This window comes from Brevundimonas sp. SORGH_AS_0993 (assembly GCF_030818545.1).
GTDB lineage: Bacteria > Pseudomonadota > Alphaproteobacteria > Caulobacterales > Caulobacteraceae > Brevundimonas.
In genome coordinates this window covers 2,543,762-2,565,301 of sequence record NZ_JAUTAH010000001.1, presented here as the reverse complement: position 1 = coordinate 2,565,301, position 21,540 = coordinate 2,543,762, and the positions used below count along the sequence as shown (strand labels likewise).

Below are 21,540 nucleotides of genomic sequence, written 5' to 3'. Positions count from 1 at the left end.
CGACGGTCCTTTTTCGCATCCGGACCCTGATCGGCGCCTGAACGGCCCCGTTCGGCTGCGATTCAGAACACCCGGCCGCCGACGCCGCCGTCCAGGGTGATGGCGCCGGTGATGACGGTGGCGGCCTGGACCTGCTCCTCGCGGTATTCGGTGTATTCCTCCTCGCGGTACATCGTCAGGATCTTGATCCCGGCGCCGTAGCGACGCAGCAGCGAGCGTTCGTTGCAGTCCCGCTCCGGCTTCTCGGGCCGGCAGACCAGTTGGCCGCCCTCCCCGAACCACAAGGCTTCGTGCTTCTTGCAGGTCAGGGTCGCGCCGTGATCGAAGTTCACCTCGCCCTCGTAGTCGGCGATGGTCGCCTGCAGCCAGGCGCCGGCCAGGCAGCGATAGATTTCGCCCTCATAGCCGTCGGCGATCTCCCGGTCCGGCTTCACCTGAGAAGCCGGGTGCGGCACCTGGCGGTCGTCGATGCAGACCGCCTGGATCACCACCCGCTTCATCATGCGCCGCCAGGCGGTGACGGGAGTCCGCACCACCTGGGCCGCCATGCCTTCCACGGCCAGACCCTGAATCGTCGTCGGATAGGGCTGATCGACCGAGACATAGGCCGCGCCCCCGCCCCCGCCGTAACCGCCCGCCCCTGCCCAGCTGCGCGCGTTCAGATAGCCGCGCGCATAGCCGCCGGCGTTCGCATTGGCGTTGGCCCCGGCGTTGTTGATGTTGACGTTCACATTGACGTTCTGATTCTGGTTCCAGTTGCCGTTCCAGCCGGGACGGCCGCCGCCGCAGTCACTTCCGCCACAGCCGGACGGCGGCGGCGGAGGGGGCTGACACGCGGAGCCGCAAGGGTCCGGGTCGGGCGGCGTACAGCCCGAGTTGCATTGCGCCAGAGCGGCGCCGGCGCTGGTCATGACGAACAGACCGGCCGCCAGGCCCAGCATCCAGTGTGTGATCCGCAGCCGCATGGGCGGAACTCCCGAACGAAAATCGCTCGGTCAGGCGTGGGGCCGACCGATCCAGCCTTCACCCAAACATCAAAAGCCTTTCGTTTCCGTTGATACGCCCCGCGCCGGGCGTCGTTCGGGGATGGCGCAACGCCGCATCCGTCTGCTAGACCGCCCGCACTATGACCGTCCGCGTCTTCCTTCGCCTGATTTCGATTAGCCGCCCGGCGTAGCGCTTATGGGCCATCCGGCCCCGCGCACGCCGGGATCGACAGCCCTCAAGGCCGCGCCGGGCGCGACAGGGCGAACAGACCAGCGAACGACAACCTAGACGCCGAGACGCCCCATGGCCGACGCCACTTCCGAATCCCCCGCTCAGCCCCGCGAAGGCGGGGACCGCGACTATCGCGACACCGTCTTCCTGCCCGAGACGCCCTTCCCCATGCGCGGCGGCCTGCCCCAGAAGGAGCCGCTGATCCTGGAACAGTGGGGCGATCTCTACGGAACCCTGCGCGCCGAGCGGCAGAAGCAGAACGCCCCCCTCTATGTCCTGCATGACGGCCCGCCCTACGCCAACGGCGACATCCACATCGGCCATGCGCTGAACAAGACGCTGAAGGACTTCGTGGTCCGCAGCCGCTTCCTCCTGGGCTACGACGTCGATTATGTTCCCGGCTGGGACTGCCACGGCCTGCCGATCGAATGGAAGATCGAGGAGCAGTTCCGCGCCAAGGGCCGCCGCAAGGACGAGGTGTCCAAGGACGAGTTCCGTCGCGCCTGCCGCGATTACGCCGGCCAATACATCGACCTTCAGCGCGACCAGTTCAAACGCCTGGGCGTCACCGGCGACTTCGCCAACCGCTACGCCACCATGGACTTCACGTCCGAGGCGGCCATCGTCGCCGAGTTCCACAAGTTCAAGAACTCGGGCCAGCTGTATCGCGGGTCCAAGCCCGTCATGTGGTCGCCGGTCGAACGCACAGCCCTGGCCGACGCCGAGATCGAATACCACGACCACGTCAGCCCGACGATCTGGGTCAAATTCCCGGTCACGGCCATGTCCGACGACCATCCCGACGACCTCCTGGCCTTCCGGTCCAGCACCCCGTCCATCGTCATCTGGACGACCACGCCCTGGACCATCCCGGCCAACCGCGCCATCTCCTACGGCCCCGAGATCGCCTATGGCCTGTATGAGGTCACGGCGATGGAAGAGGGTCTTGAATTCGCGCCCTGGGCCAAGCCCGGCGACCGCCTGATCCTGGCCGACAAGCTGGCCGAGGACGTGTTCAAGGCCGCCAGGATCGCCGCCTGGACCCGCGTTTACGACATCAATCCGTCGGGCCTTGAGACCGCCCACCCGCTGGCCGCGCTGGACAGCGGCTACGGCTTCTCCGTGCCCCTGCTGGCCGGCGATCACGTCACCGACGACGCCGGAACCGGCTTCGTCCACACCGCGCCGGGCCACGGCGCCGACGACTTCGAGGTGTGGAAGGCCCACGGTCATCACGAGGTGCCCGACACCGTCGATCCCGACGGCGCCTATTACCCCTCCGTCCCCCTGTTCGCCGGCCTGAAGGTGCTGGAGACCGAGGGCAAGAAGACCGGCAAGTTCGGCCCGGCCAACGGCGCGGTGATGGACAAGCTGATCGAGGCCGGAAACCTGTTGGCGCGCGGGCGGCTGGAGCACTCCTATCCGCACAGCTGGCGCTCCAAGGCCCCGATCATCTTCCGCAACACCCCCCAGTGGTTCATCCGAATGGATGAACCACTCTCTTCCAAGACTCTGGGGTTCATCCGAATGGATGAGGCGCTCAAGAGCGGCGACACCCTGCGCGAGACGGCGCTTCAGGCCATCGACGACACCGCCTTCCACCCGGCGGCGGGAAAGAACCGCATCCGCTCGATGGTCGAGGGCCGTCCCGACTGGCTGGTCAGCCGCCAGCGCGCCTGGGGCACGCCTCTGGCGATGTTCGTCGACAAACAGACGGGCCAGCCCCTGCATGACCCCGAGGTGGACGCCCGCATCGTCAAGGCCATCGCCGAACACGGCGCCGACATCTGGTTCACCGCCCCCGACAGCGACTTCCTGGGCGCCCACGACCCGGCCCGCTACGAAAAGGTCGAGGACATCCTGGACGTCTGGTTCGACTCGGGTTCGACGCACGCCTTCACCCTGGACCCGCGCCTGCCGGAAAACGGCTACACCGGCGACCGCCCGGCCCACTGGCCCGCCGACCTCTACCTGGAAGGCTCGGACCAGCACCGCGGCTGGTTCCAGTCGTCCCTGCTGGAGGGTTGCGGCACGCGCGGCCGCGCCCCGTTCAAGGCGGTCCTGACCCACGGCTTCACCCTGGACGAGAACGGGGAGAAGATGTCCAAGTCGCGGGGCAACACCACCGACCCCCTGACTATCATCAAGGAATCGGGCGCGGACATCCTGCGGCTGTGGGTGGCTCTGGTCGACTATTCGGACGACCAGCGCATCGGCAAACAAATCCTGCAAACCACGGTCGACGCCTATCGCAAGCTTCGGAACACCGTCCGCTATCTGCTGGGCGCCCTGGCCGGTTTCGACGAGGCCGAGCGCCTGACCGATCTGGATCAGTTCCCGCCGCTGGAGCGGTTCATCCTGCATCGCCTGCACGAACTGGACGCCCAGGTCCGCGCGGCCTACGCCGATTACCGCTTCCAGGACGTGGTCCGTCCCGTGCTGGAGTTCTGCGCCGGCGACCTGTCGGCCCTGTATTTCGACATCCGCAAAGACGCCCTCTACTGCGACCGTCCCGACGCCTTGCGTCGCCGCGCCGCCCGCACGGTGATGGACGCGGTCTTCGCCCGACTGACCGCCTGGCTGGCCCCCCTGACCCCCTTCACCATGGAAGAGGCATGGACGACGCGCTTCCCCGACGCAGGCAGCAATTGCGCCCGCGTCATCCCCGAAACCCCGACCAAATGGAAGAATCCAGACGAGGCCGCGCGCTGGGCGGGCGTGCAAAAGGTGCTGGAGATCGTGACATTTGGACTGGAAGAAGCACGTCGCGGCAAACAGATCGGTGGAGCACTCGATGCGTGGCCCAAGGTCTTCCTACCCTCCGAGGCCAATGCACTATTCGCTGACCTCGATGCAGCGGAAGTCTTCCGAACAAGCGGTGCCGACCTGATCGTCAACGACAGCAATGTGATCACAGCGGAAATTCACTCGGCCGACTATCCCAAATGCGCCCGCTCGTGGCGCCGCGTCCCCGATGTCGGCTCCGACCCCGCCTACCCCGACCTCTCGGCCCGCGACGCCGACGCCGTGCGCTATTGGGACCAGACACACGGCTGATCCTCGTCGCCGCCCTTTCCGCTCGGAAGGGGCGGCGAACCGGCCTTGCGCCCCCAAGTCGGCGAACCTTCCGCCACGCTTTCAAGACGTTGCGGCGCCCTGGCCGCGATCCCGTCGCCCTACGCCGCGCCTCGCCTATGATGCCGGGTTTCATCCGGCGACCGGAGGGGGACGAACCCGGTTCAATTCGGACTGATCGGACTGATCGGACTGATCGGACTGATCGGACCGATCGGACTGATCGGACTGATCGGACTGATCGGACTGATCGGACTGATCGGACTGATCGGACTGATCGGACTGATCGGACTGATCGGACTGATCGGACTGATCGGACTCCTTTTTGACGGTCCGATCTACATCGGATTTCATCTGCGCCCCCAAATATGGGGAAACTCCGCGGCGGCTCACGCTTTGTTACATCCGCCATGGTCAAGGCGGGTTCGCCGCGCTAGATCGTGCTGCGTGTGCGAGCGGGGCCAACCCGCCGGCGATCTGAAAATGCTCAGGGGCTACAGATGACTCAGTGGGTGTACGGCTTCGGCGGAGGCTCCGCCGACGGCGATGCGTCGATGAAGAACCTTCTCGGCGGCAAGGGCGCGAACCTGGCGGAAATGTCCGCCCTGGGCCTGCCCGTCCCGCCCGGCTTTACCATCACCACCGAGGTCTGCACCTACTATTACGCCCACGGCGAGACCTATCCCGCCGATCTGGACGCCCAGGTCCAGGCCGCCCTGGCCAAGGTCGAGGGCGTGGTGGGCAAGACCTTCGGCGACGTGGACAATCCGCTCCTGGTGTCGGTCCGTTCCGGCGCGCGGGCGTCGATGCCCGGCATGATGGACACGGTGCTGAACCTGGGCCTGAACGACCAGACGGTCGAGGGCCTGGCCAAGCTGTCGGGCGACCGCCGCTTCGCCTTCGACAGCTATCGCCGCTTCATCACCATGTATTCGAACGTGGTGCTGGGCCTCAGCCACGACGATTTCGAAGAGGTGCTGGACCGGCACAAGGACCGGCTGGGCCTCGCCGTCGACACCGACCTGACCGCCGCCGACTGGGAGAAGGTCGTCGCCGACTACAAGGCGGTGGTGATGCGCGAACTGGGCCATCCCTTCCCGCAGGACCCCAAGGACCAGTTGTGGGGCGCGATCGGCGCCGTGTTCGAAAGCTGGATGAACGACCGGGCGAAATTCTATCGCCGCATGCACGACATCCCCGAAAGCTGGGGCACGGCGGTCAACGTCCAGTCGATGGTGTTCGGCAATATGGGCGAGACCTCGGCCACGGGCGTGGCCTTCACCCGCAACCCCTCGACCGGCGAAGCTCGCCTGTACGGCGAGTTCCTGATCAACGCCCAGGGCGAGGATGTCGTGGCCGGCATCCGCACGCCGCAGAGCCTGACCAAGATCGGCCGCGAGGAGATGGGCGAGACCGCCCCCTCGATGGAAGAGGCCATGCCCGAGGTCTTCGCCCAGTTCGTCGAGGTCGTCGGCAAGCTGGAAAGCCATTACCGCGACATGCAGGACATCGAGTTCACGGTCGAACAGGGCCGGCTGTGGATGCTGCAGACCCGCAACGGCAAGCGCACGGCCAAGTCGGCGCTGAAGGTGGCGGTCGATCTGGCGGCCGAGGGCGTGATCTCTCAGGAGGAGGCCATCAGCCGCGTCGAACCCTCGGCCCTGGACCAGTTGCTGCACCCGACCCTGGACCCCGATGCGGCCCGCACCGTGGTCGCCGCCGGCCTGCCCGCCTCGCCCGGCGCGGCGACCGGCAAGATCGTCTTCGACGCCGACGAGGCCGAGCGCCTGGCCGGTCTGGGCGAGGCCGTCATCCTGGTGCGCGAGGAGACCAGCCCCGAGGACATTCACGGCATGCATGCGGCGCGCGGCATCGTCACGGCGCGCGGCGGCATGACCAGCCACGCGGCGGTCGTGGCGCGCGGCATGGGCCGGGCCTGCGTGTCCGGCGCCGGCGAAATCCACATCGACGAGGCCAAGGGCGTCTTCACCGCGCGCGGCCGCACCTTCAAGGCCGGCGAGATCATCACCATCGACGGATCGAAGGGCGAGGTTCTGGACGGCGCCGTGCCGATGATCGAACCGGAACTGACCGGCGACTTCCAGACCCTGATGGGCTGGGCCGACGCGGTGCGCCGCCTGAAGGTCCGCGCCAACGCCGAGACCCCGCTGGACGCCAAGACCGCGCGCGGCTTCGGCGCCGAGGGCATCGGCCTGTGCCGCACCGAACATATGTTCTTCGACGACAGCCGCATCGCCGCCGTGCGCGAAATGATCCTGGCCGACGACGAGACGGGACGCCGCACGGCCCTGGCCAAGATCGCGCCGTTCCAGAAATCGGACTTCGTGGAGTTGTTCACCATCATGGCGGGCCTGCCCGTCACGGTGCGGCTGCTGGACCCGCCGCTGCACGAGTTCATTCCGCACACGGACGAGGACATCGACGCCCTGGCCGCCTCGTCCGGCATCGACGCCGACAAGCTGAAGCGTCGCGCCAAGGAACTGCACGAGACCAACCCGATGTTGGGCCATCGCGGCTGCCGCCTGGGCGTGGCCTATCCCGAAATCTACGAGATGCAGGTCCGGGCCGTGCTGGAGGCCGCGCTGGAGGTCAAGACGACCTCGGGCCAGGCGCCAATCCCGGAGATCATGCACCCCCTGGTCGCCCTGGGCCTGGAGATGAAATATCTGCGCGAGCTGACCGACCGCACGGCCAAGGCCGTGTTCGAGCAGGCGGGCGACAGCGTCGACTATCTGGTCGGGACCATGATCGAACTGCCGCGCGCCGCCATCCGCGCCGGGGACCTGGCCGAATACGCCCAGTTCTTCAGCTTCGGCACCAACGACCTGACCCAGACGACGTTCGGCATCAGCCGCGACGATTCCGGCCGCTTCCTGCAGGCCTATCTGGACAAGGGCATCTTCGAGACCGATCCCTTCGTGCGTCTGGACCAGGACGGCGTCGGCGGCCTGATCGAGATCGCCGCCGAACGCGGCCGCAAGGTCCGGCCCGAGGTCAAGCTGGGCATCTGCGGCGAACACGGCGGCGACCCGTCCTCGATCGCCTTCTGCGAGAAGGCCGGGTTGGACTACGTTTCCTGCTCGCCCTACCGCGTGCCCATCGCCCGCCTCGCCGCCGCCCAGGCCGCGCTGAACGGGGAGCGCGAGAAGGACCGCTAGGTCTTCACAGCACGCCGAACGGAAGAAGGGCGGTCTCTGTCGAGGCCGCCCTTTTTGCTGCGGCGCCACAAAGTCGCCGATCTTAGCGGAACGCTGTATGTGTCCCGGCGTCCACAGGCATTCCTCGTGTTTTCACACCTCTGGAACAGATAAGCTCCCGACCTATTTAAGCACTCGCTGGATGGGGCTGATGATCGGTCTGGTCATCACATCTAGGAGTTAATAAGAAACAATGCGTAACATTCTTCTTGCCGCTGTCGCCGTTTCCGCAATCGCCGCTCCGGCCTTTGCTCAAACCAATCCAGAGCCGCGTGGTTACGGCTCGCTGGGCTACACTCATCTTGAAGGTGACAATGCAACGACTGGCGCCGTCACGGGTCGTCTGGGCGTGAACCTGAACCGTTACCTGGCCGTCGAGACCGAAGCTTCGGTCGGCGTCAAACACGACGACTTCACCGTCGCCGGCGTGGATGGCGAGATCAAGCACGAGTGGGACGCCGCCGGTTACGTCGTCGGCAAGGTGCCGGTCTCCGACAAGCTTGAGCTGTTCGCGCGTGGCGGCTACGGCCACACCGAGCTGAAGCAGAAGTTCCCCGGCGCCGACACCGACGTGGGCGGCGACAGCTGGAACTATGGCGCGGGCGCCAACTACTTCGTGGACGGCGTCAACGGCGTGCGCGCCGACTGGACCCGCCGCGACTACCGCGACGACGCGGGCAAGGCCGACGCCTATTCGGTCAGCTACATCCGTCGCTTCTGATCCTGACGATTCAGGTCAAACGACGAGGCGCGCTCCGCAAGGAGCGCGCCTTTCGTCTTTTCGGAAGGCGGATCAGGCGAAGTCGCCGGCCAGGGCCCAGCGTTGCGAACCCTCGCCGAACGGGCGCACGAACCAGTCGCGGTACTGTTCGAAGGTTTCGATGATCTTCTGGCGCAGATCGGGCGGATTGACTGCTTCGCCGCGCTGGCGCTTCATCGCCGCGACGCAGTCGACCACCAGGTTCTGATGCGCCGAACCGCCCATGCTTTTCAGCACGGCGGCGATATCCTTGGCCAAGCTTTCCAGCACCTGCTTGGGCGTGTTGTGAGCCATCTGGGATTTCCCCTGTTCTCGACGAGAGAAGGGGTGACAAAAACACGTGACAGTTTCAAGCGTGGCGGCGAAAGAATCCGCATGGCCGCGAATTAACGTGACATACCGCCGATCGAAGCTTTTGGTTCGGTGAACGGGGCGAGAATGAACACTTTCGATGCGGCGGCCGCGACGGCCCAGTGGCTGGCGACCCTGTCGCCGCAAGAGACGGCCCGCGCGGTCGCCTATACGCACGGATCGCACTGGCTGATCCTGTGGAGTTTCCTAGTCTCGGCCCTGGTCGCCTGGATCATCGTGCGAACTGGCCTGCTGACGGCTATCCGCAGCCGGATCGAGCGCCGCCGCCGTCGGCCGGTCATGGCCAGCTTCCTGGTCGCTGCGGTCTATTCGATCCTGAGTTGGGTCCTGACCCTGCCGTGGTCGATCTACGCCGGCTGGTATCGGGAAAGACAGTATGGGCTGACCAGCCAGGCGTTCGGCGGCTGGCTGGGCGAGGCCCTGATCGGCGCCGCCATTTCGGTCGTCGTGAGCGCCCTGATGCTGGTCGCCATCTACGCCCTGATCCGCCGGGCGCGTCGGTTCTGGTGGGCGTGGGGCGCGGGCGTGACGGCGGCCTTCATCGTCATCGGCCTGGTGCTGTCGCCCTTGGTGATCGAGCCGATCTTCAACACCTATACGCCAGCCCCGAACGGCCCGGTGCGCGACGCCGTGGTGGCCCTGGCCACACAGACCGGCACGCCGTCGGACAAAATCTTCATCTACGACGGCTCCAAACAGTCCGACCGCTACACCGCCAACGTCTCGGGCCTGTTCGGCACGGCGCGGGTGGCCATGAGCGACACCATGTTCAAGCAGGGCGCGGACCTGGCCGAGGTGCGCGGCGTGGTCGGCCATGAGATGGGCCACTACGTCCACGTCCACATCCTGTGGACGGTGGCGATCCTGATCGTCCTCTCCGCCCTGGCCTTCTGGTTGACCGATCGCCTCTATCCCCTGGTCCGCCGCCTGCTGCGGGCGGATCGGGTGGGCGACATCTCCGATCCGGCGGGCCTGCCGATCCTGGCGCTGATCCTGGCATTCCTCGGGGTTCTGGGCACGCCCGTCCTGGCCACCATGACCCGCACCATGGAGGCGGACGCCGATCGCTTCTCCCTGGTTCACGCCAATGAGCCGGACGGCCTGTCCAAGGCCCTGATCAAGACGGCCGAATACCGCGCGCCCTCTCCCTCGGCGATCGAGGAGTTCCTGTTCTACGATCACCCCAGCGTGGAGAACCGCATACGCCGCGCGATGGAATGGAAGGCGACGCATCCACCCCAACCCTTGGCAGAGCAACCGACGCGCCCCTAAGGCATTGAAGGCTTTGCTATTCCCAGCGGAGCCTTCGTCCCATGATCGACCTCTATCGCGGCCTCGGCCTGGGCGTTCCGGCGCTGATGGACATCGCGCCCTTGATCGCGCGGGTCGTGGTCGGGGGAATGTTCTTCCTGTCGGGCTTCTACAAGCTGTTCACCCCGGCCCAGGCCGAGGAGATGCAAAAGACCATGGTGGAGGCGGGGATCGCCGCGCCGCGCCAGACCGCCAGGTTCGTCTCGGTGTGCGAGTTCGCCTTCGGCGCCCTGCTGATCATGGGCCTGTTCACCAGCCTGGCCGCACTGGTGCTGCTGGTGATCAGCCTGGTCGCCCTGGTGACCGTGGCGTCAAAGTCGGTGGAGGGGACCAGCCTGGGCTTTCGCCTCTCCAGCTATTTCGACCTGCCCGAGACCCTGCTGATGGTCATCCTGATCTGGCTGATCGCCAATGGACCGGGGCTTTGGAGCCTGGACTTCGTCCTGTTCCTGCCCCGGCTTTAAGGCTTCAGGCGCGCTTCCTGACGAAGACCGTACCGGCCGAATAGCCGGCGCCAAAGCTGCAGATCAGCCCGGTCTCGCCCGCCTCGAACCCGTCATTGTGCAGGTGGAAGGCGATGATCGACCCGGCCGAGGAGGTGTTGGCGTATTCGTCCAGGATGATGACGTTCTCGTCCGCCGACGGCTCGCGACCCAGCACCTTCTTGCCGATCATCGTGTTCATGTTGATGTTGGCCTGGTGCAGCCACAGCCGCTTCAGGCCGTGCGGATCCAGGCCCAGTTCGCCGGCGTGATCCACGATCATGTCCGACACCATCGGCACCACGTCGCGGAAAACCTTGCGGCCCTGCTGGATGAACAGCTTGTCGTTCTGAGTGCTGTCGTCGGCCTCGGGGCTGTCCAGATGCGCGGTGTCGCGCGCATTGCGGTTCAGGAAGCCGAAGTTGTTGCGGATATTGTTCGAGAAGGTCGTCTTCAGCCGCGTGCCCAGCACGTCCCAGCCGCCCGGTCCCGCCGTCTCCGACGACTCCACGATCACCGCCGTCGCCACGTCGCCGAAGATGAAATGGCTGTCGCGGTCGGTGAAGTTCAAATGGGCCGAACAGACCTCGGGGTTGACCATCAGCACGGCCTTGACCGAGCCGCCGGCGATGAAATCCGCCGCCGTCTTGATGCCGAAGGTCGCCGAACTGCACGCCACATTCATGTCGAAGGCGAAACCCTCGATGCCCAGGGCCTGCTGAACCTCGATGGCCATGGCCGGATAGGCGCGCTGCATGTTCGAGGCGGCGCACAGGACGGCGCCGATTTCCGACACCGGCTTGCCCCAGGCCGCGATCGCCTGACGCGCGGCCTTGACCGCCATCTCGGCCAGGATCGAGATTTCGTCGTTGGAGCGTTCGGCCAGGTTCGGCGCCATCCGCTCGGGATCGATGATCCCGGCCTTGTCCAGCACGAACCGGCTCTTGATGCCCGAAGCCTTTTCGATGAACTCGGGCGAGGAATGCGACTTCGCCTCCAGTTCGCCGGCCTCGATCCGGGCGGCGTGGCGGGCGTTCCAGCCGTCGGCCCAGGCGTTGTAGCTGTCGACCAGTTCGGCGTTGGAGACCGACTGCTCGGGGGTGAAGAGGCCGGTGGCGGCGATGACGGCGTGGGTCACTTTGTTCTGTTCCTATCGCTCGGCCCGCGGGGCCTCGCTGCTTGAGGAGATATTCGTTCCTACCGCTCGACGCGCGGCGTCCCGCTGCTTGAGGAAGGTCCGTTTCCTATCCGAACGCATCAATAGGACGGCGGCGGCCTGCGGTCGAGACTGGCGACGATGCCGGCGGCCCAGCGCTGCACCTGACCGCGCGGCGCCCTGGGCGTCGGCTGGTCGCGCGCGGCGATCAGCCGATCCACCAGATCCTCGGCCTCGCAGGGCCAGCCCTCGGGCGTGACATACAGGGGATAGGCGATCAGGGCGGCGTGGACCAGGTGATCGACGCCGGCGCGGCGGCTGCGGCGCTCGAACGTCAGCCGGTCGTCGGTCAGCCCCCATCCGGCATAGAAGGGCCGGCCATAGACCGACACCGCCTTGCCCCGCATCAGGGCCTCGAACCCGGTCAGCGAGGTCAGGGTCGCCACCCGCCGACAGGCGTTCAGACAGTCCACGATATCCAGCCCGTCGCCCACCGCGTCGACCGAGGCCATGGCCCCGGCGTCCAGCCGCCCCGGCCGGTTGCCCGCCAGCACGTCGGGGTGGTTGCGATAGACCAGAAAGGCGTTCGGATGATCGCGCCGCGCCGCCTCCACCAGGGCCGAGTTGGTGTTCATATCCGGCGCACAGCCCAGCAGGATCGACTTGTCGTTCTCGACCTGACCGACCACCAGCAGGATGTCGCGATCAGCCGGCCAGTCGGTCGGCGCCTGGCCCCTCAGATTATACTTCGACAGGCCCGCATCGACCACGCGCGTCCGCAGGGCGGCGGCCCGCGCCAGCTGAACCGGCGACAGGTCCGACGCCTCGATCAGGGTCTCCAGCCGCGACGGCCGCGACGGGTCGTAATAGACGCCCTGATCGTCCAGGGCGACCGACAGGGCGCCGACGAAATCGGACCCCAGGCCGCGCGAGCGAATGAAGCCGTCCTCCATCCGCACCGTCGGACCGGCGAATGCGGCGGCGGCCTGCCGCGTCGCCTCGCTCTCCTTGCCCGCCCACCAGATCAGCCGGCCGTCGGTCGCCTTCGCATGGGCGGCGGCCCGCGACGGCGACATGAAATAGCGCATCGACGCCTTGGGCGAGTTCAGCAGGCGACGCACCGGCGGCCGCTTGGCGGGCGCGAACCCCACCGCCGACCACGAGCCCGCCAGCCGGTCGGCCCGGTCGCGCAGGGCGATCAACCGCTCCAGCGCCTGTTCGGCCTCGCATCGCTGGCCCGTCACCGGATCGACATAGCGGCTGTAGGCGATCAGTGCGGCGGCGGCGACCTGTTCGATGGACCGCGCCACGCCGCGCCGTCCGGTCTGGACCGCATCGGTCGTCAGACCCCAGCCGGAATAGAAGGGCGCCCCGAAACACCGCACCGGCAGGCCCCGCAACAGGGCCTCGAAGCCCAGGGCCGAGGTGACGCAATAGACCGCATCCACCGCCGCCAGCAGGTCGACGGGCCGCACGTCCGTATCGACCAGGGTGACGCCCGTCAGGTCCGTCACGCAGCCGCGCTTTTTCCCCGCCGCCACCGCCGGATGGCGTTTGACGATCAACTGCGCGTCCGGCTCGTCGCGCCGAGCGGCGGCGATCATGTCGTCGAAACTCTGCGCCGTCGCGAGGCCGCAGGCGATGGAGGCGTCCCCGAACGTCTGGTCCACGATCAGCACGCGCCGACCGGGCTTAAGCACGCCATGATCCAGCGGCCCGCCCATATTGGTCTTGGACACGCCGGACGCCACGATCCAGTCGATCAGTCCGCGCGCCCGCGCCGTCATGGCCGCGTCGCACCAGTCGTCCGCCGTCTGGATCAGATGCTCCAGCCGACTGGGCCGCGTCGCATCATAATAGACGCCCAGATCGTCGACGATCAGGCTGAGACTGGTCGCCCCCGTCTCCCCGATCCCGACCGAGCGCAAAAACCCGTCCTCCAGCGCCACATAGGGCCGCCCGTTCTTCTGCGCCCACCCCCACCCCGCCGCCGCTGTCGGCTTCATGCCCCAGCCCAGCACCGCCCGAACCTCGTCTCCCGGCAGACGGCGCAAGGCGTAGTCGGGCAGGAAGGCGTCCAGGAACGGGACCTTCAGAACGCCGGGCGCGCAGACCCAGGCCACGGTCCGGGTCGCGGCATCGGCGCGGGGGGCGAAGGGGGCGGGGTCTGGCGTCAAGGCGGGTCCGGCGGCGGTCGAACCCGAGCTTTAGGACCCTTGGCCCGAACGGGCTAGGCCGAAAGCGGGGTCAGCCGCGCGTGCTGGCCAGGGCGGCGGCCAAATCGGCGTGGCGGAAGGGCTTGACCAGACGCGGCAGGTCCGGGGCCAGGTCCTCCACCTCCGCATATCCCGAAACGATCAGGACGGCGCAGTCGGGGCTGCGGTTCTGCACCTGACGAGCCAGTTCCACGCCCGTCAGACCGGGCATCAGGTGATCCGTGACCAGAACCTTGGGCCGGACGCCGGACTCCATCAGGGCCAGGGCCGCCTCGCCGCTGTCGGCCTCGATGACGCCGAACCCCAGTTCCGACAGGGAGGCGACCGTGGCCGCGCGGACCAGGGGCTCGTCGTCCACCACCAGGGCCAGGCCGGATTCGGCCGTCGCACAGCGCGTTTCGGCCGGCCCCATGTCCGCGGCCTCTTCCGTCGCGGGCAGCCACAGCTCGATGTTGGCCCCCAGGCCCGGCGCGCTGGCGATGGTCAGGGCGCCGCCCAACTGGGCCGCCAGACCGTGCGCCATGGACAGACCCAGGCCCGTGCCCTTGCCCACCCCCTTGGTCGAGAAGAAGGGTTCGATGGCGCGGGTCCGCGTCGCCTCGTCCATGCCCACGCCCGTGTCCGCAACCGACAGGCGGATGTAGGAGCCCTCGGCCAGATCAGACGGACGCTTGCCGCGCGGCCCCACCGCCGTCACCGACAGACGCAGCACGCCGCCGTCCGGCATGGCGTCGCGCGCATTCACCCCCAGGTTCAGGATGGCCATCTCAAGCTGGTTGCGGTCGGCGCGGGCGGCGGGCAGGCCCTCGTGCGCCTCGATCGCCACACGGATCTGGGGGCCGGTGATGCTGTCCAGCAGGTCGCCCATGTCCACGACCAGGGCCGAAACATCCACCGCCGTGGTCTGCAGCGGCTGACGACGCGCAAAGGCCAGCAGGCGCTGGACCAGCACACGCGCCCGTTCGGCCGACTGCAGGGCGCCTTCGATCAGTTTCTGCTCGCGCTCCCCGCCGATCTTGCGCCGTTGCAGCAGGTCCAGACTGCCGAAGATGGGCGTCAGCAGATTGTTGAAATCATGGGCCACGCCGCCGGTCAACTGGCCCATGGCCTCCAGCTTCTGGGCCTGACGCAGGGCCTCCTGGGCCTCCTGCAATTCGGCGGTGCGGGCGGCGACGCGGGATTCCAGCGTCTCGTTCAGGGCCTGAAGCGCCTCTTCGGCCCGCGCCCGCTCGACCGCGTCCCAGGTGCGGGCGGCGAAGGCCTCGGCCAGGGCCACGTCATAGTCGGACCACCGGCGTGGCGCGGTCCCCAGCAGCACCAGGGCGGCGGTCAGCCGGCCGTTGCGGATAAGGGGAATGGCCAGGCCGGCGCGCACGCCCCGGTCCCGATAGGGCTGGAGCCGCCCGGCGGCCCGCGGGTCTGTCTCGATGTCGTCGATCCGCAGGGTCTCGCCCCGCGCCAGGGTGGCGGCGATCTGGGGGCCGAAGTCCGCCAGGGTCGCCACCTCGCCGGCCAGGCTGTCGCCCGTCAGGGTCCAGTCGCGCGTCATGATCACCCGTTCGGCCTTGGCGTCCGCCTCGCCATAGCTGACGCGCGACACGCCCAGCACACGGCCCAGAAGGGCGGCGGCCAGGCGCTGGACCTCGGCGGGGTCGCGGGTGGCGCCGGTCAGGTCGGCCAGATCGCCCAGGGCCTTCGCCTGTCGCTCGCCCATCACCTTGGCGGTGGTGTCCAGGCACAGGTCCAGGAAGCCGACCACCTGGCCGGCGTCGTCCCGCAGGGGGCTGTAGGAAAAGCTCCACCAGGTGTCTTCCGGATAACCCTTGCGGGTCATGACCATGTGCATGTCTTCCGACCAGGTCGATCCGCCGGACAGAGCCGTCTCGACCAGGGGTTCGATGTCGGGCCAGACGTCGGGCCATACCTCAGGCAGGCGCGCGCCCAGGGCGGCGGGGTGGCGGCCGGCCAGAATGGGGCGATAGGCGTCGTTATAGATGAAGGTCAGTTCCGGCCCCCAGGCCAGGCAGGCCGGCTGGCGCGTCGCCAGCATCATCCCCACGGCGGCCTTGAGCGACAGCGGCCAGCCCTTCGGATGGCCGAGCGGCGTCCCCGCCCAGTCCGCCGCGCGGATCAGCGCGCCCGTCTCGGTGTCGTCACCCAAGAAGTCCAAACCGGCGTCCGTAAAGTCAGGCTGGAATCCAGCGGCGAGACGGCGCTTGCCGTTCGCCGTCAGCTCTAGCGCGCAGGAGACTGTTCGGTTCCGTACAGGTGTTCGAAAAGAGGCGTCTGCGCCAGCCGCGCAACAAACCGCCGTCGCCACACTCCATGAAGGCGGCTTCTCCCAATCGAAGAGGGCTCGGCCTTGCGCGACCCGAAGTGAAGGCGCGCTCGAAGAAATGATTCAGATAGAGGCCGAAGTTCTGCGCCAGCGCTCGCAGCACGAACAGCGTGGGGCCCGCGAACAGCACAGGCAGACGGCCAGGATCAGATTCAGCTCCGACAGTCGCCGCACGCCCTTTTCGACGCCGGACAGCACCGACAGGATCGCCACCCCCATCACCGCCACGGCCACCCAGGCGCCTTGTCGATGAAGAAGAAGTAACTCGGGCGCACGAGCGTCGCCTGATAGTTGCGAGACAGGAGCGGCGCGAAACGACCGCAGGGGATGTGTCCATGTCAATCATCAAGCTCGCGCCCGTGCTGGGCGCGGCCCTGGCCCTGCCTGCGGGCGCGGCCCTGGCCCAGATCGCACCGGCCCAGACCGCGACGAACCAGACCGCACCGGGCCAGACGCCGTCCGCTCAGGCGCCCGCCCAAACCCGGCCGACCGCCGGCGATCGGAATGAGCCGGCCTCGGTCGGCGACGTGGTGGTCAACGCCCGCGCGGCCGATGTCCGCACCTCCATCGATTCCGTCAGCTACAGTCTGGCCAACGACCTGCAGGCGACGACGGGCAGCCTGGCCGACGCCCTGCGGAACGTGCCGTCGGTCGATGTGGACCCGGAGGGCAACGTCTCCCTGCGCGGCGATTCCAACGTGACCATACTGGTGGACGGCCGCCCGTCCGGTATCCTGACCGGCCCCGGTCGCGGCCAGGCGCTGATCCAGCTGCCGGCCAGCCAGTATGCCCGCATCGAGGTCATGACCAATCCGTCCGCCGCCTACAGCCCCGAAGGCTCGGGCGGGGTCATCAACCTGATCACCAAGCCCACGGCGCCCAAGCCCGGAACGCAATCGACCGGCTCCCTGCGCGTCAATGTCGGCGACAACGGCCGCTGGAACGCGGGCCTCAGCGGCTCCTACCAGAAGGACCGCCTGACCCTGTCGGGCGACGCCAGCTATCGCTCCGATCCGACCGAACTGACCTTCAACCGCGTCCGGGAACAGTTGGACCCGATAACCGGCGCGGTGGTTTCGACCACGACCGTCGAACAGCCGGTCGAGTCCGAGCAGAACGGCGCCTTCGCCCGCTTCACCGCCGAATACAAGCTGGACGACAAGACCCAGCTGACCGGCGAGCTGCGCGGCGTGGCCTTCGATGGGTCCGGCACGGGCGACAGTCTGTTCGAGACGCGCAATGCCGCCGGCGCCGTGACCAGCGCCTATCGCCGCGAAGGCGGTTCGGACTTCACCTTCAACAACTGGGGCGCCACGGCCCGGGTGCTGCGCCGTTTCGACGGCGACGGCCATGAGTGGTCCAACGAGCTGCGCTACGACTCCAATGCGAACGACTCCACCGGCCAGACCCTGACGACCTTCCTGACCCCGGCCGGCCCCGCGCTTTACGAGCGGACCGCCAACACCACCGATCAGATCATCTGGGGCTTCACCAGCGCCTATACGCGGCCCCTGTCCGACGGCGGCAAGCTGCGTCTGGGCTATGAGCTGAACGCCCAGCGGCCCGAGCAGGACACCCAATTCCTGCGCGGCCCGTCCGAGGCCGCCCTGGCGCCGGTTGCGGCCCTGAACAACCGCTTCGAGGCCACCCAGACGGTCCACGCCCTCTACACCACCTATGAGCGGCCGCTGGGCGAGAAGCTGTCGGCCCAGCTGGGTCTGCGGCTGGAGCAGGCGGACATCCGGATCAAGGATCTGACCGGCGGCGCCTCGGCGTCCCAGGACTATTTCCGCGCCTATCCGACCGCCCACGTCCAGTATCAGCTGACGCCCGAACAGACCCTGCGCGCCAGCTATTCGCGCCGCATCCAGCGGCCCCAGCCCAGCCAGCTGAACCCCTTCGTCTCCTATCAGGACCCGCTGAACGTCCGCTCGGGCAACCCCGACCTGGAGCCGCAAGAGACCGACAGCTTCGAGGCCATGTGGCAGATGCGTAAGGGCCAGAGCTTCTATCAGGCCACCGCCTATCTGCGGAACACGGACAAGGCCTTCACCGACGTGGCCTCCGACATCGGCGGCGGCGTCTTCCTGACCCGGCCCGAAAACCTGGGCTCGCGCCGGGACGTGGGGGTGGAGGCGGCGGCGAACGGTCGCCTGTCCTCGACCCTGCGCTACAGCGCCGGCCTCAATGTCTTCCGTCAGGAGATCGACTCGGGCGCCGTGATCGGCGGCGGCGACCGAGAGGCGACCCTGGCCAGCGGGCGTCTCAGCCTGAACTGGCAGCCGACGGCCAAGGACTTCGTCCAGGTCTCCAGCTTCTGGCAGGGCGACAGCCTTCTGGCCCAGGGCCGGCGCGAGGCGGGCGGCATGGTCAATCTGGGCTATCGCAGGAAGCTGAACGAGCAGCTATCGTTCAACTTCACCGCACGCGACCTGTTCAACACCTTCAACACGACCACGATCTACGAGACGCCGCAGTTCCGCGAGCGCTCGGAGCAGGACATCAAGCTGCGGGCCTTCTACATCGGCCTGACCTGGAACTTCGGCGGGCCGCGTCGCCAGCCGGAACAGTTCGACTTCTCCACCGGCCCCACGGGCGGCTGACGACCCGGCGAGCGGGGCCGAAAAAGTCCCGCCCCCGACCCCTGGCGACCCCTTGTGTGCCTGATTGGCCACACCATCTGGATTTCACAGACCCGCGTCGTCGCTTCCTGAAAGGGCGTCGCGGGCGAAATCCGCCTGATGAGGGGACCGTCATGAATCTCGAACTCTATTCCGACCGCGCCAAACAGGCCGTCCAGTCGGCCCAGTCGCTGGCCCTGGCCCGCCGTCACCAGCAGTTCGCGCCCGAGCATCTGCTCAAGGTGCTGATGGAGGAACGCGACGGCCTGGCCCGCAACCTGATCACCGCCGCCGGCGGCGACGCCCGCCGCGCCGAGGCCGATGTCGAAACCGCCCTGAAGAAGCGCGCCCAGGTCTCGGGCGGCTCGGGCCAGCTCTATCTGGACGGAGACACCGCCCGCGTCTTCGCCGCCGCCGAGGACGCCTCGAAAAAGGCTGGCGACGCCTTCGTCACCACCGAACGGCTGTTGGCCGCTTTGGCCAAGGAGGGCGGGGTCGCCGCCGAGGTGCTGAAGGCTTCGGGCGTCACGGCCGACAAGCTGGAGGCCGCCATCGCCGATATTCGCAAGGGCAAGACCGCCGACAGCGCCGGCGCCGAAGATGGCTATGACGCCCTGAAACGCTACGCCCGCGACCTGACCCAGGCGGCGGCCGACGGCAAGATCGACCCGGTCATCGGCCGCGACGAAGAGATCCGCCGCACCATCCAGGTGCTGGCGCGCCGCACCAAGAACAACCCCGTCCTGATCGGCGAACCGGGCGTCGGCAAGACCGCCATCGTCGAGGGTCTGGCCCTGCGCATCGTCAACGGCGACGTGCCCGAATCCCTGCGCGACAAGACCGTCATGGCGCTGGACATGGGCAGTTTGATCGCCGGCGCCAAATATCGCGGCGAGTTCGAAGAGCGGCTGAAGGCTGTGCTGAACGAGGTGTCGGCGGCCGAGGGCGGGATCATCCTGTTCATCGACGAGATGCACACCCTGGTCGGCGCCGGAAAGGGCGACGGCGCCATGGACGCCTCCAACCTGCTGAAGCCCGCGCTTGCGCGCGGCGAGCTGCACTGCGTCGGCGCGACCACCCTGGATGAATACAGAAAACACGTCGAGAAGGACGCGGCCCTGGCCCGCCGCTTCCAGCCCGTCTTCGTCGAGGAGCCGTCCGTCGAGGACACGGTCTCGATCCTGCGCGGCCTGAAGGAGAAGTACGAGGTCCACCACGGCGTGCGCATTTCCGACAGCGCCATCGTCGCCGCCGCCACCCTGTCGAACCGCTACATCACCGACCGCTTCCTGCCCGACAAGGCCATCGACCTGATCGACGAGGCCGCCAGCCGTGTGCGCATGGCCGTGGACTCCAAGCCCGAGGCCCTGGACGAGATCGACCGCCGCCTGGTCCAGCTGAAGATCGAACGCGAGGCGCTGAAGAAGGAAACCGACCAGGCGTCCCAGCACCGGCTGGAAAAGCTGGAGGACGAGATCGCCGATCTGGAAGGCCAGTCCGACGACCTGACCGCCCAGTGGAAGGCCGAAAAGGACAAGGTCGGGCAAGGCGCGACGCTGCGCGAAACCCTAGACCGCCTGCGCCTGGAACTCGCCAACGCCCAGCGCGCCGGCGACCTGGGCCGTGCGTCAGAGATCGCCTACGGCCAGATCCCCCAGATCGAAAAGCAACTCGAAGAGGCCGAGGCCAATGAGACCTCCGGCGCCTCAGGTCGTGGGGGCCCCCTGACCCCCGAGGTCGTCGACGCCGAACAGATCGCCGCCGTCGTCAGCCGCTGGACCGGCGTGCCCGTCGACAAGATGCTGGAGGGCGAGCGCGAGAAACTGCTGCAGATGGAGACCGCGCTCGGTGGCCGCGTCGTCGGTCAGGACGAGGCGCTGGCCGCCGTCTCCGACGCCGTGCGCCGCGCCCGCGCCGGCCTGAACGACCCCAACCGTCCGCTGGGCAGCTTCCTGTTCCTGGGCCCGACCGGCGTGGGCAAGACCGAACTGACCAAGGCCCTGGCCGACTTCCTGTTCGACGACGAGGCGGCCATCACCCGCCTGGATATGTCGGAATATATGGAGAAACACTCGGTCAGCCGCCTGATCGGGGCCCCTCCCGGCTATGTCGGCTATGACGAGGGCGGCGCCCTGACCGAGGCCGTGCGTCGTCGCCCCTATCAGGTCGTCCTGTTCGACGAGGTCGAAAAGGCCCACCCCGACGTCTTCAACGTGCTGTTGCAAGTGCTGGACGACGGCCGCCTGACGGACGGGCAGGGACGAACCATCGATTTCAGGAACACCCTGATCATCATGACCTCCAACCTGGGCAGCCAGTATCTGGCCGATCAGGGCGAGGGCGACGACGTGGAGGCCGTGCGCCCCTTCGTCATGGACGCCGTGCGCGCCCACTTCCGGCCCGAGTTCCTGAACCGGATCGACGAGATCATCCTGTTCCACCGCCTGGGCCGCGACCAGATGGGCGGCATCGTCCGCATCCAGCTGTCACGCTTCGAGAAACTGCTCGCCGACCGGCGCCTGACCCTGGACCTGGACGACAGCGCCCTGGCCTGGCTCGCCGACCGCGGCTACGACCCCGCCTATGGCGCGCGACCGCTGAAGCGCGTCATCCAGAAGGAGCTTGTCGACCCCATCGCCCGCAAGCTGCTGGCCGGAGAGATCGAGGACGGCGGGGTGATCGCGGCCACGGCCGGGGAGGGCGGGTTGGAGATCGGCAAAGCGCGGGTGCACTAACGTGAAATCCTTCTCCTATTGGCAGAAGGTGGCCGCGA

At 67.6% G+C, this 21,540-nt stretch carries 14 protein-coding genes; 7 read left to right on the top strand and 7 right to left on the bottom strand.

Features of this window, described 5'->3' with window-relative positions:
- Positions 1 to 62 precede the first annotated feature (62 nt).
- Positions 63 to 965, bottom strand: a complete 903-nt coding sequence (locus QE389_RS12660; protein WP_307367883.1) for a hypothetical protein — start codon at positions 963 to 965, stop codon at positions 63 to 65.
- A 325-nt stretch (positions 966 to 1,290) separates the two neighbouring features.
- Between QE389_RS12660 and ileS the strand changes: the two genes are divergently transcribed.
- Positions 1,291 to 4,275 (top strand): isoleucine--tRNA ligase, encoded by a 2,985-nt coding sequence (gene ileS / locus QE389_RS12655; protein WP_307367880.1) that lies wholly within the window; start codon positions 1,291 to 1,293, stop codon positions 4,273 to 4,275.
- 150 nt (positions 4,276 to 4,425) lie between these two features.
- Here ileS and QE389_RS12650 read toward each other — a convergent pair whose 3' ends face one another.
- Positions 4,426 to 4,647, bottom strand: coding sequence for a hypothetical protein (locus tag QE389_RS12650; RefSeq protein WP_307367879.1), 222 nt, complete (start codon positions 4,645 to 4,647; stop codon positions 4,426 to 4,428).
- 146 nt (positions 4,648 to 4,793) lie between these two features.
- Between QE389_RS12650 and ppdK the strand changes: the two genes are divergently transcribed.
- The gene (gene ppdK / locus QE389_RS12645) at positions 4,794 to 7,472 is read left to right on the top strand and encodes a pyruvate, phosphate dikinase (protein WP_307367875.1); all 2,679 of its coding nucleotides are present in this window, start codon (positions 4,794 to 4,796) and stop codon (positions 7,470 to 7,472) included.
- 232 nt (positions 7,473 to 7,704) lie between these two features.
- Entirely contained in the window at positions 7,705 to 8,232 is a 528-nt protein-coding gene (locus QE389_RS12640) for a porin family protein (protein WP_307367871.1), read from the top strand.
- Positions 8,233 to 8,304: 72 nt separating this feature from the next.
- Here QE389_RS12640 and QE389_RS12635 read toward each other — a convergent pair whose 3' ends face one another.
- Positions 8,305 to 8,565: a hypothetical protein gene (locus QE389_RS12635; RefSeq protein ID WP_307367869.1), complete on the bottom strand. Its 261-nt coding sequence runs from the start codon at positions 8,563 to 8,565 to the stop codon at positions 8,305 to 8,307.
- Positions 8,566 to 8,709: 144 nt separating this feature from the next.
- Here QE389_RS12635 and QE389_RS12630 point away from each other — a divergent pair, with 144 nt between their 5' ends.
- Positions 8,710 to 9,915 carry a M48 family metallopeptidase gene (locus QE389_RS12630; protein ID WP_307367867.1) on the top strand — a complete coding sequence of 402 codons (1,206 nt, stop codon included), beginning with the start codon at positions 8,710 to 8,712 and terminating at the stop codon, positions 9,913 to 9,915.
- Positions 9,916 to 9,956: 41 nt separating this feature from the next.
- Positions 9,957 to 10,418, top strand: a complete 462-nt coding sequence (locus QE389_RS12625; RefSeq protein ID WP_307367864.1) for a DoxX family protein — start codon at positions 9,957 to 9,959, stop codon at positions 10,416 to 10,418.
- 4 nt (positions 10,419 to 10,422) lie between these two features.
- Here the strand turns inward: QE389_RS12625 and QE389_RS12620 are convergent, their stop codons facing one another.
- The 4 genes from QE389_RS12620 to QE389_RS12605 form a co-directional block, all read right to left on the bottom strand.
- Positions 10,423 to 11,574: a beta-ketoacyl-ACP synthase III gene (locus QE389_RS12620; RefSeq protein ID WP_307367862.1), complete on the bottom strand. Its 1,152-nt coding sequence runs from the start codon at positions 11,572 to 11,574 to the stop codon at positions 10,423 to 10,425.
- Between the two features lie 119 nt (positions 11,575 to 11,693).
- Entirely contained in the window at positions 11,694 to 13,769 is a 2,076-nt protein-coding gene (locus QE389_RS12615; protein WP_307367859.1) for a capsular polysaccharide biosynthesis protein, read from the bottom strand.
- Between the two features lie 70 nt (positions 13,770 to 13,839).
- Entirely contained in the window at positions 13,840 to 15,969 is a 2,130-nt protein-coding gene (locus QE389_RS12610) for an ATP-binding protein (protein WP_307367857.1), read from the bottom strand.
- A gap of 240 nt (positions 15,970 to 16,209) precedes the next feature.
- On the bottom strand, positions 16,210 to 16,380 hold the full coding sequence (locus QE389_RS12605; protein WP_307367854.1) for a BCCT family transporter: 171 nt from the start codon (positions 16,378 to 16,380) through the stop codon (positions 16,210 to 16,212).
- A 101-nt stretch (positions 16,381 to 16,481) separates the two neighbouring features.
- On the opposite strand from QE389_RS12605, the gene QE389_RS12600 reads away from it, so the two are divergent.
- Positions 16,482 to 18,749 carry a TonB-dependent receptor domain-containing protein gene (locus QE389_RS12600; protein ID WP_307367851.1) on the top strand — a complete coding sequence of 756 codons (2,268 nt, stop codon included), beginning with the start codon at positions 16,482 to 16,484 and terminating at the stop codon, positions 18,747 to 18,749.
- 152 nt (positions 18,750 to 18,901) lie between these two features.
- Positions 18,902 to 21,502: an ATP-dependent chaperone ClpB gene (gene clpB / locus QE389_RS12595; protein WP_307367847.1), complete on the top strand. Its 2,601-nt coding sequence runs from the start codon at positions 18,902 to 18,904 to the stop codon at positions 21,500 to 21,502.
- The last annotated feature ends 38 nt before the right edge of the window (positions 21,503 to 21,540 follow it).

Bases quoted from the DNA above. Each gene is read 5' to 3' on its own strand.
- QE389_RS12660 (WP_307367883.1), bottom strand. From the start codon at position 965: ATGCGGCTGCGGATCACACACTGGATGCTGGGCCTGGCGGCCGGTCTG.
- ileS (WP_307367880.1), top strand. From the start codon at position 1,291: ATGGCCGACGCCACTTCCGAATCCCCCGCTCAGCCCCGCGAAGGCGGG.
- QE389_RS12650 (WP_307367879.1), bottom strand. From the start codon at position 4,647: ATGAAATCCGATGTAGATCGGACCGTCAAAAAGGAGTCCGATCAGTCC.
- ppdK (WP_307367875.1), top strand. From the start codon at position 4,794: ATGACTCAGTGGGTGTACGGCTTCGGCGGAGGCTCCGCCGACGGCGAT.
- QE389_RS12640 (WP_307367871.1), top strand. From the start codon at position 7,705: ATGCGTAACATTCTTCTTGCCGCTGTCGCCGTTTCCGCAATCGCCGCT.
- QE389_RS12635 (WP_307367869.1), bottom strand. From the start codon at position 8,565: ATGGCTCACAACACGCCCAAGCAGGTGCTGGAAAGCTTGGCCAAGGAT.
- QE389_RS12630 (WP_307367867.1), top strand. From the start codon at position 8,710: ATGAACACTTTCGATGCGGCGGCCGCGACGGCCCAGTGGCTGGCGACC.
- QE389_RS12625 (WP_307367864.1), top strand. From the start codon at position 9,957: ATGATCGACCTCTATCGCGGCCTCGGCCTGGGCGTTCCGGCGCTGATG.
- QE389_RS12600 (WP_307367851.1), top strand. From the start codon at position 16,482: ATGTCAATCATCAAGCTCGCGCCCGTGCTGGGCGCGGCCCTGGCCCTG.
- clpB (WP_307367847.1), top strand. From the start codon at position 18,902: ATGAATCTCGAACTCTATTCCGACCGCGCCAAACAGGCCGTCCAGTCG.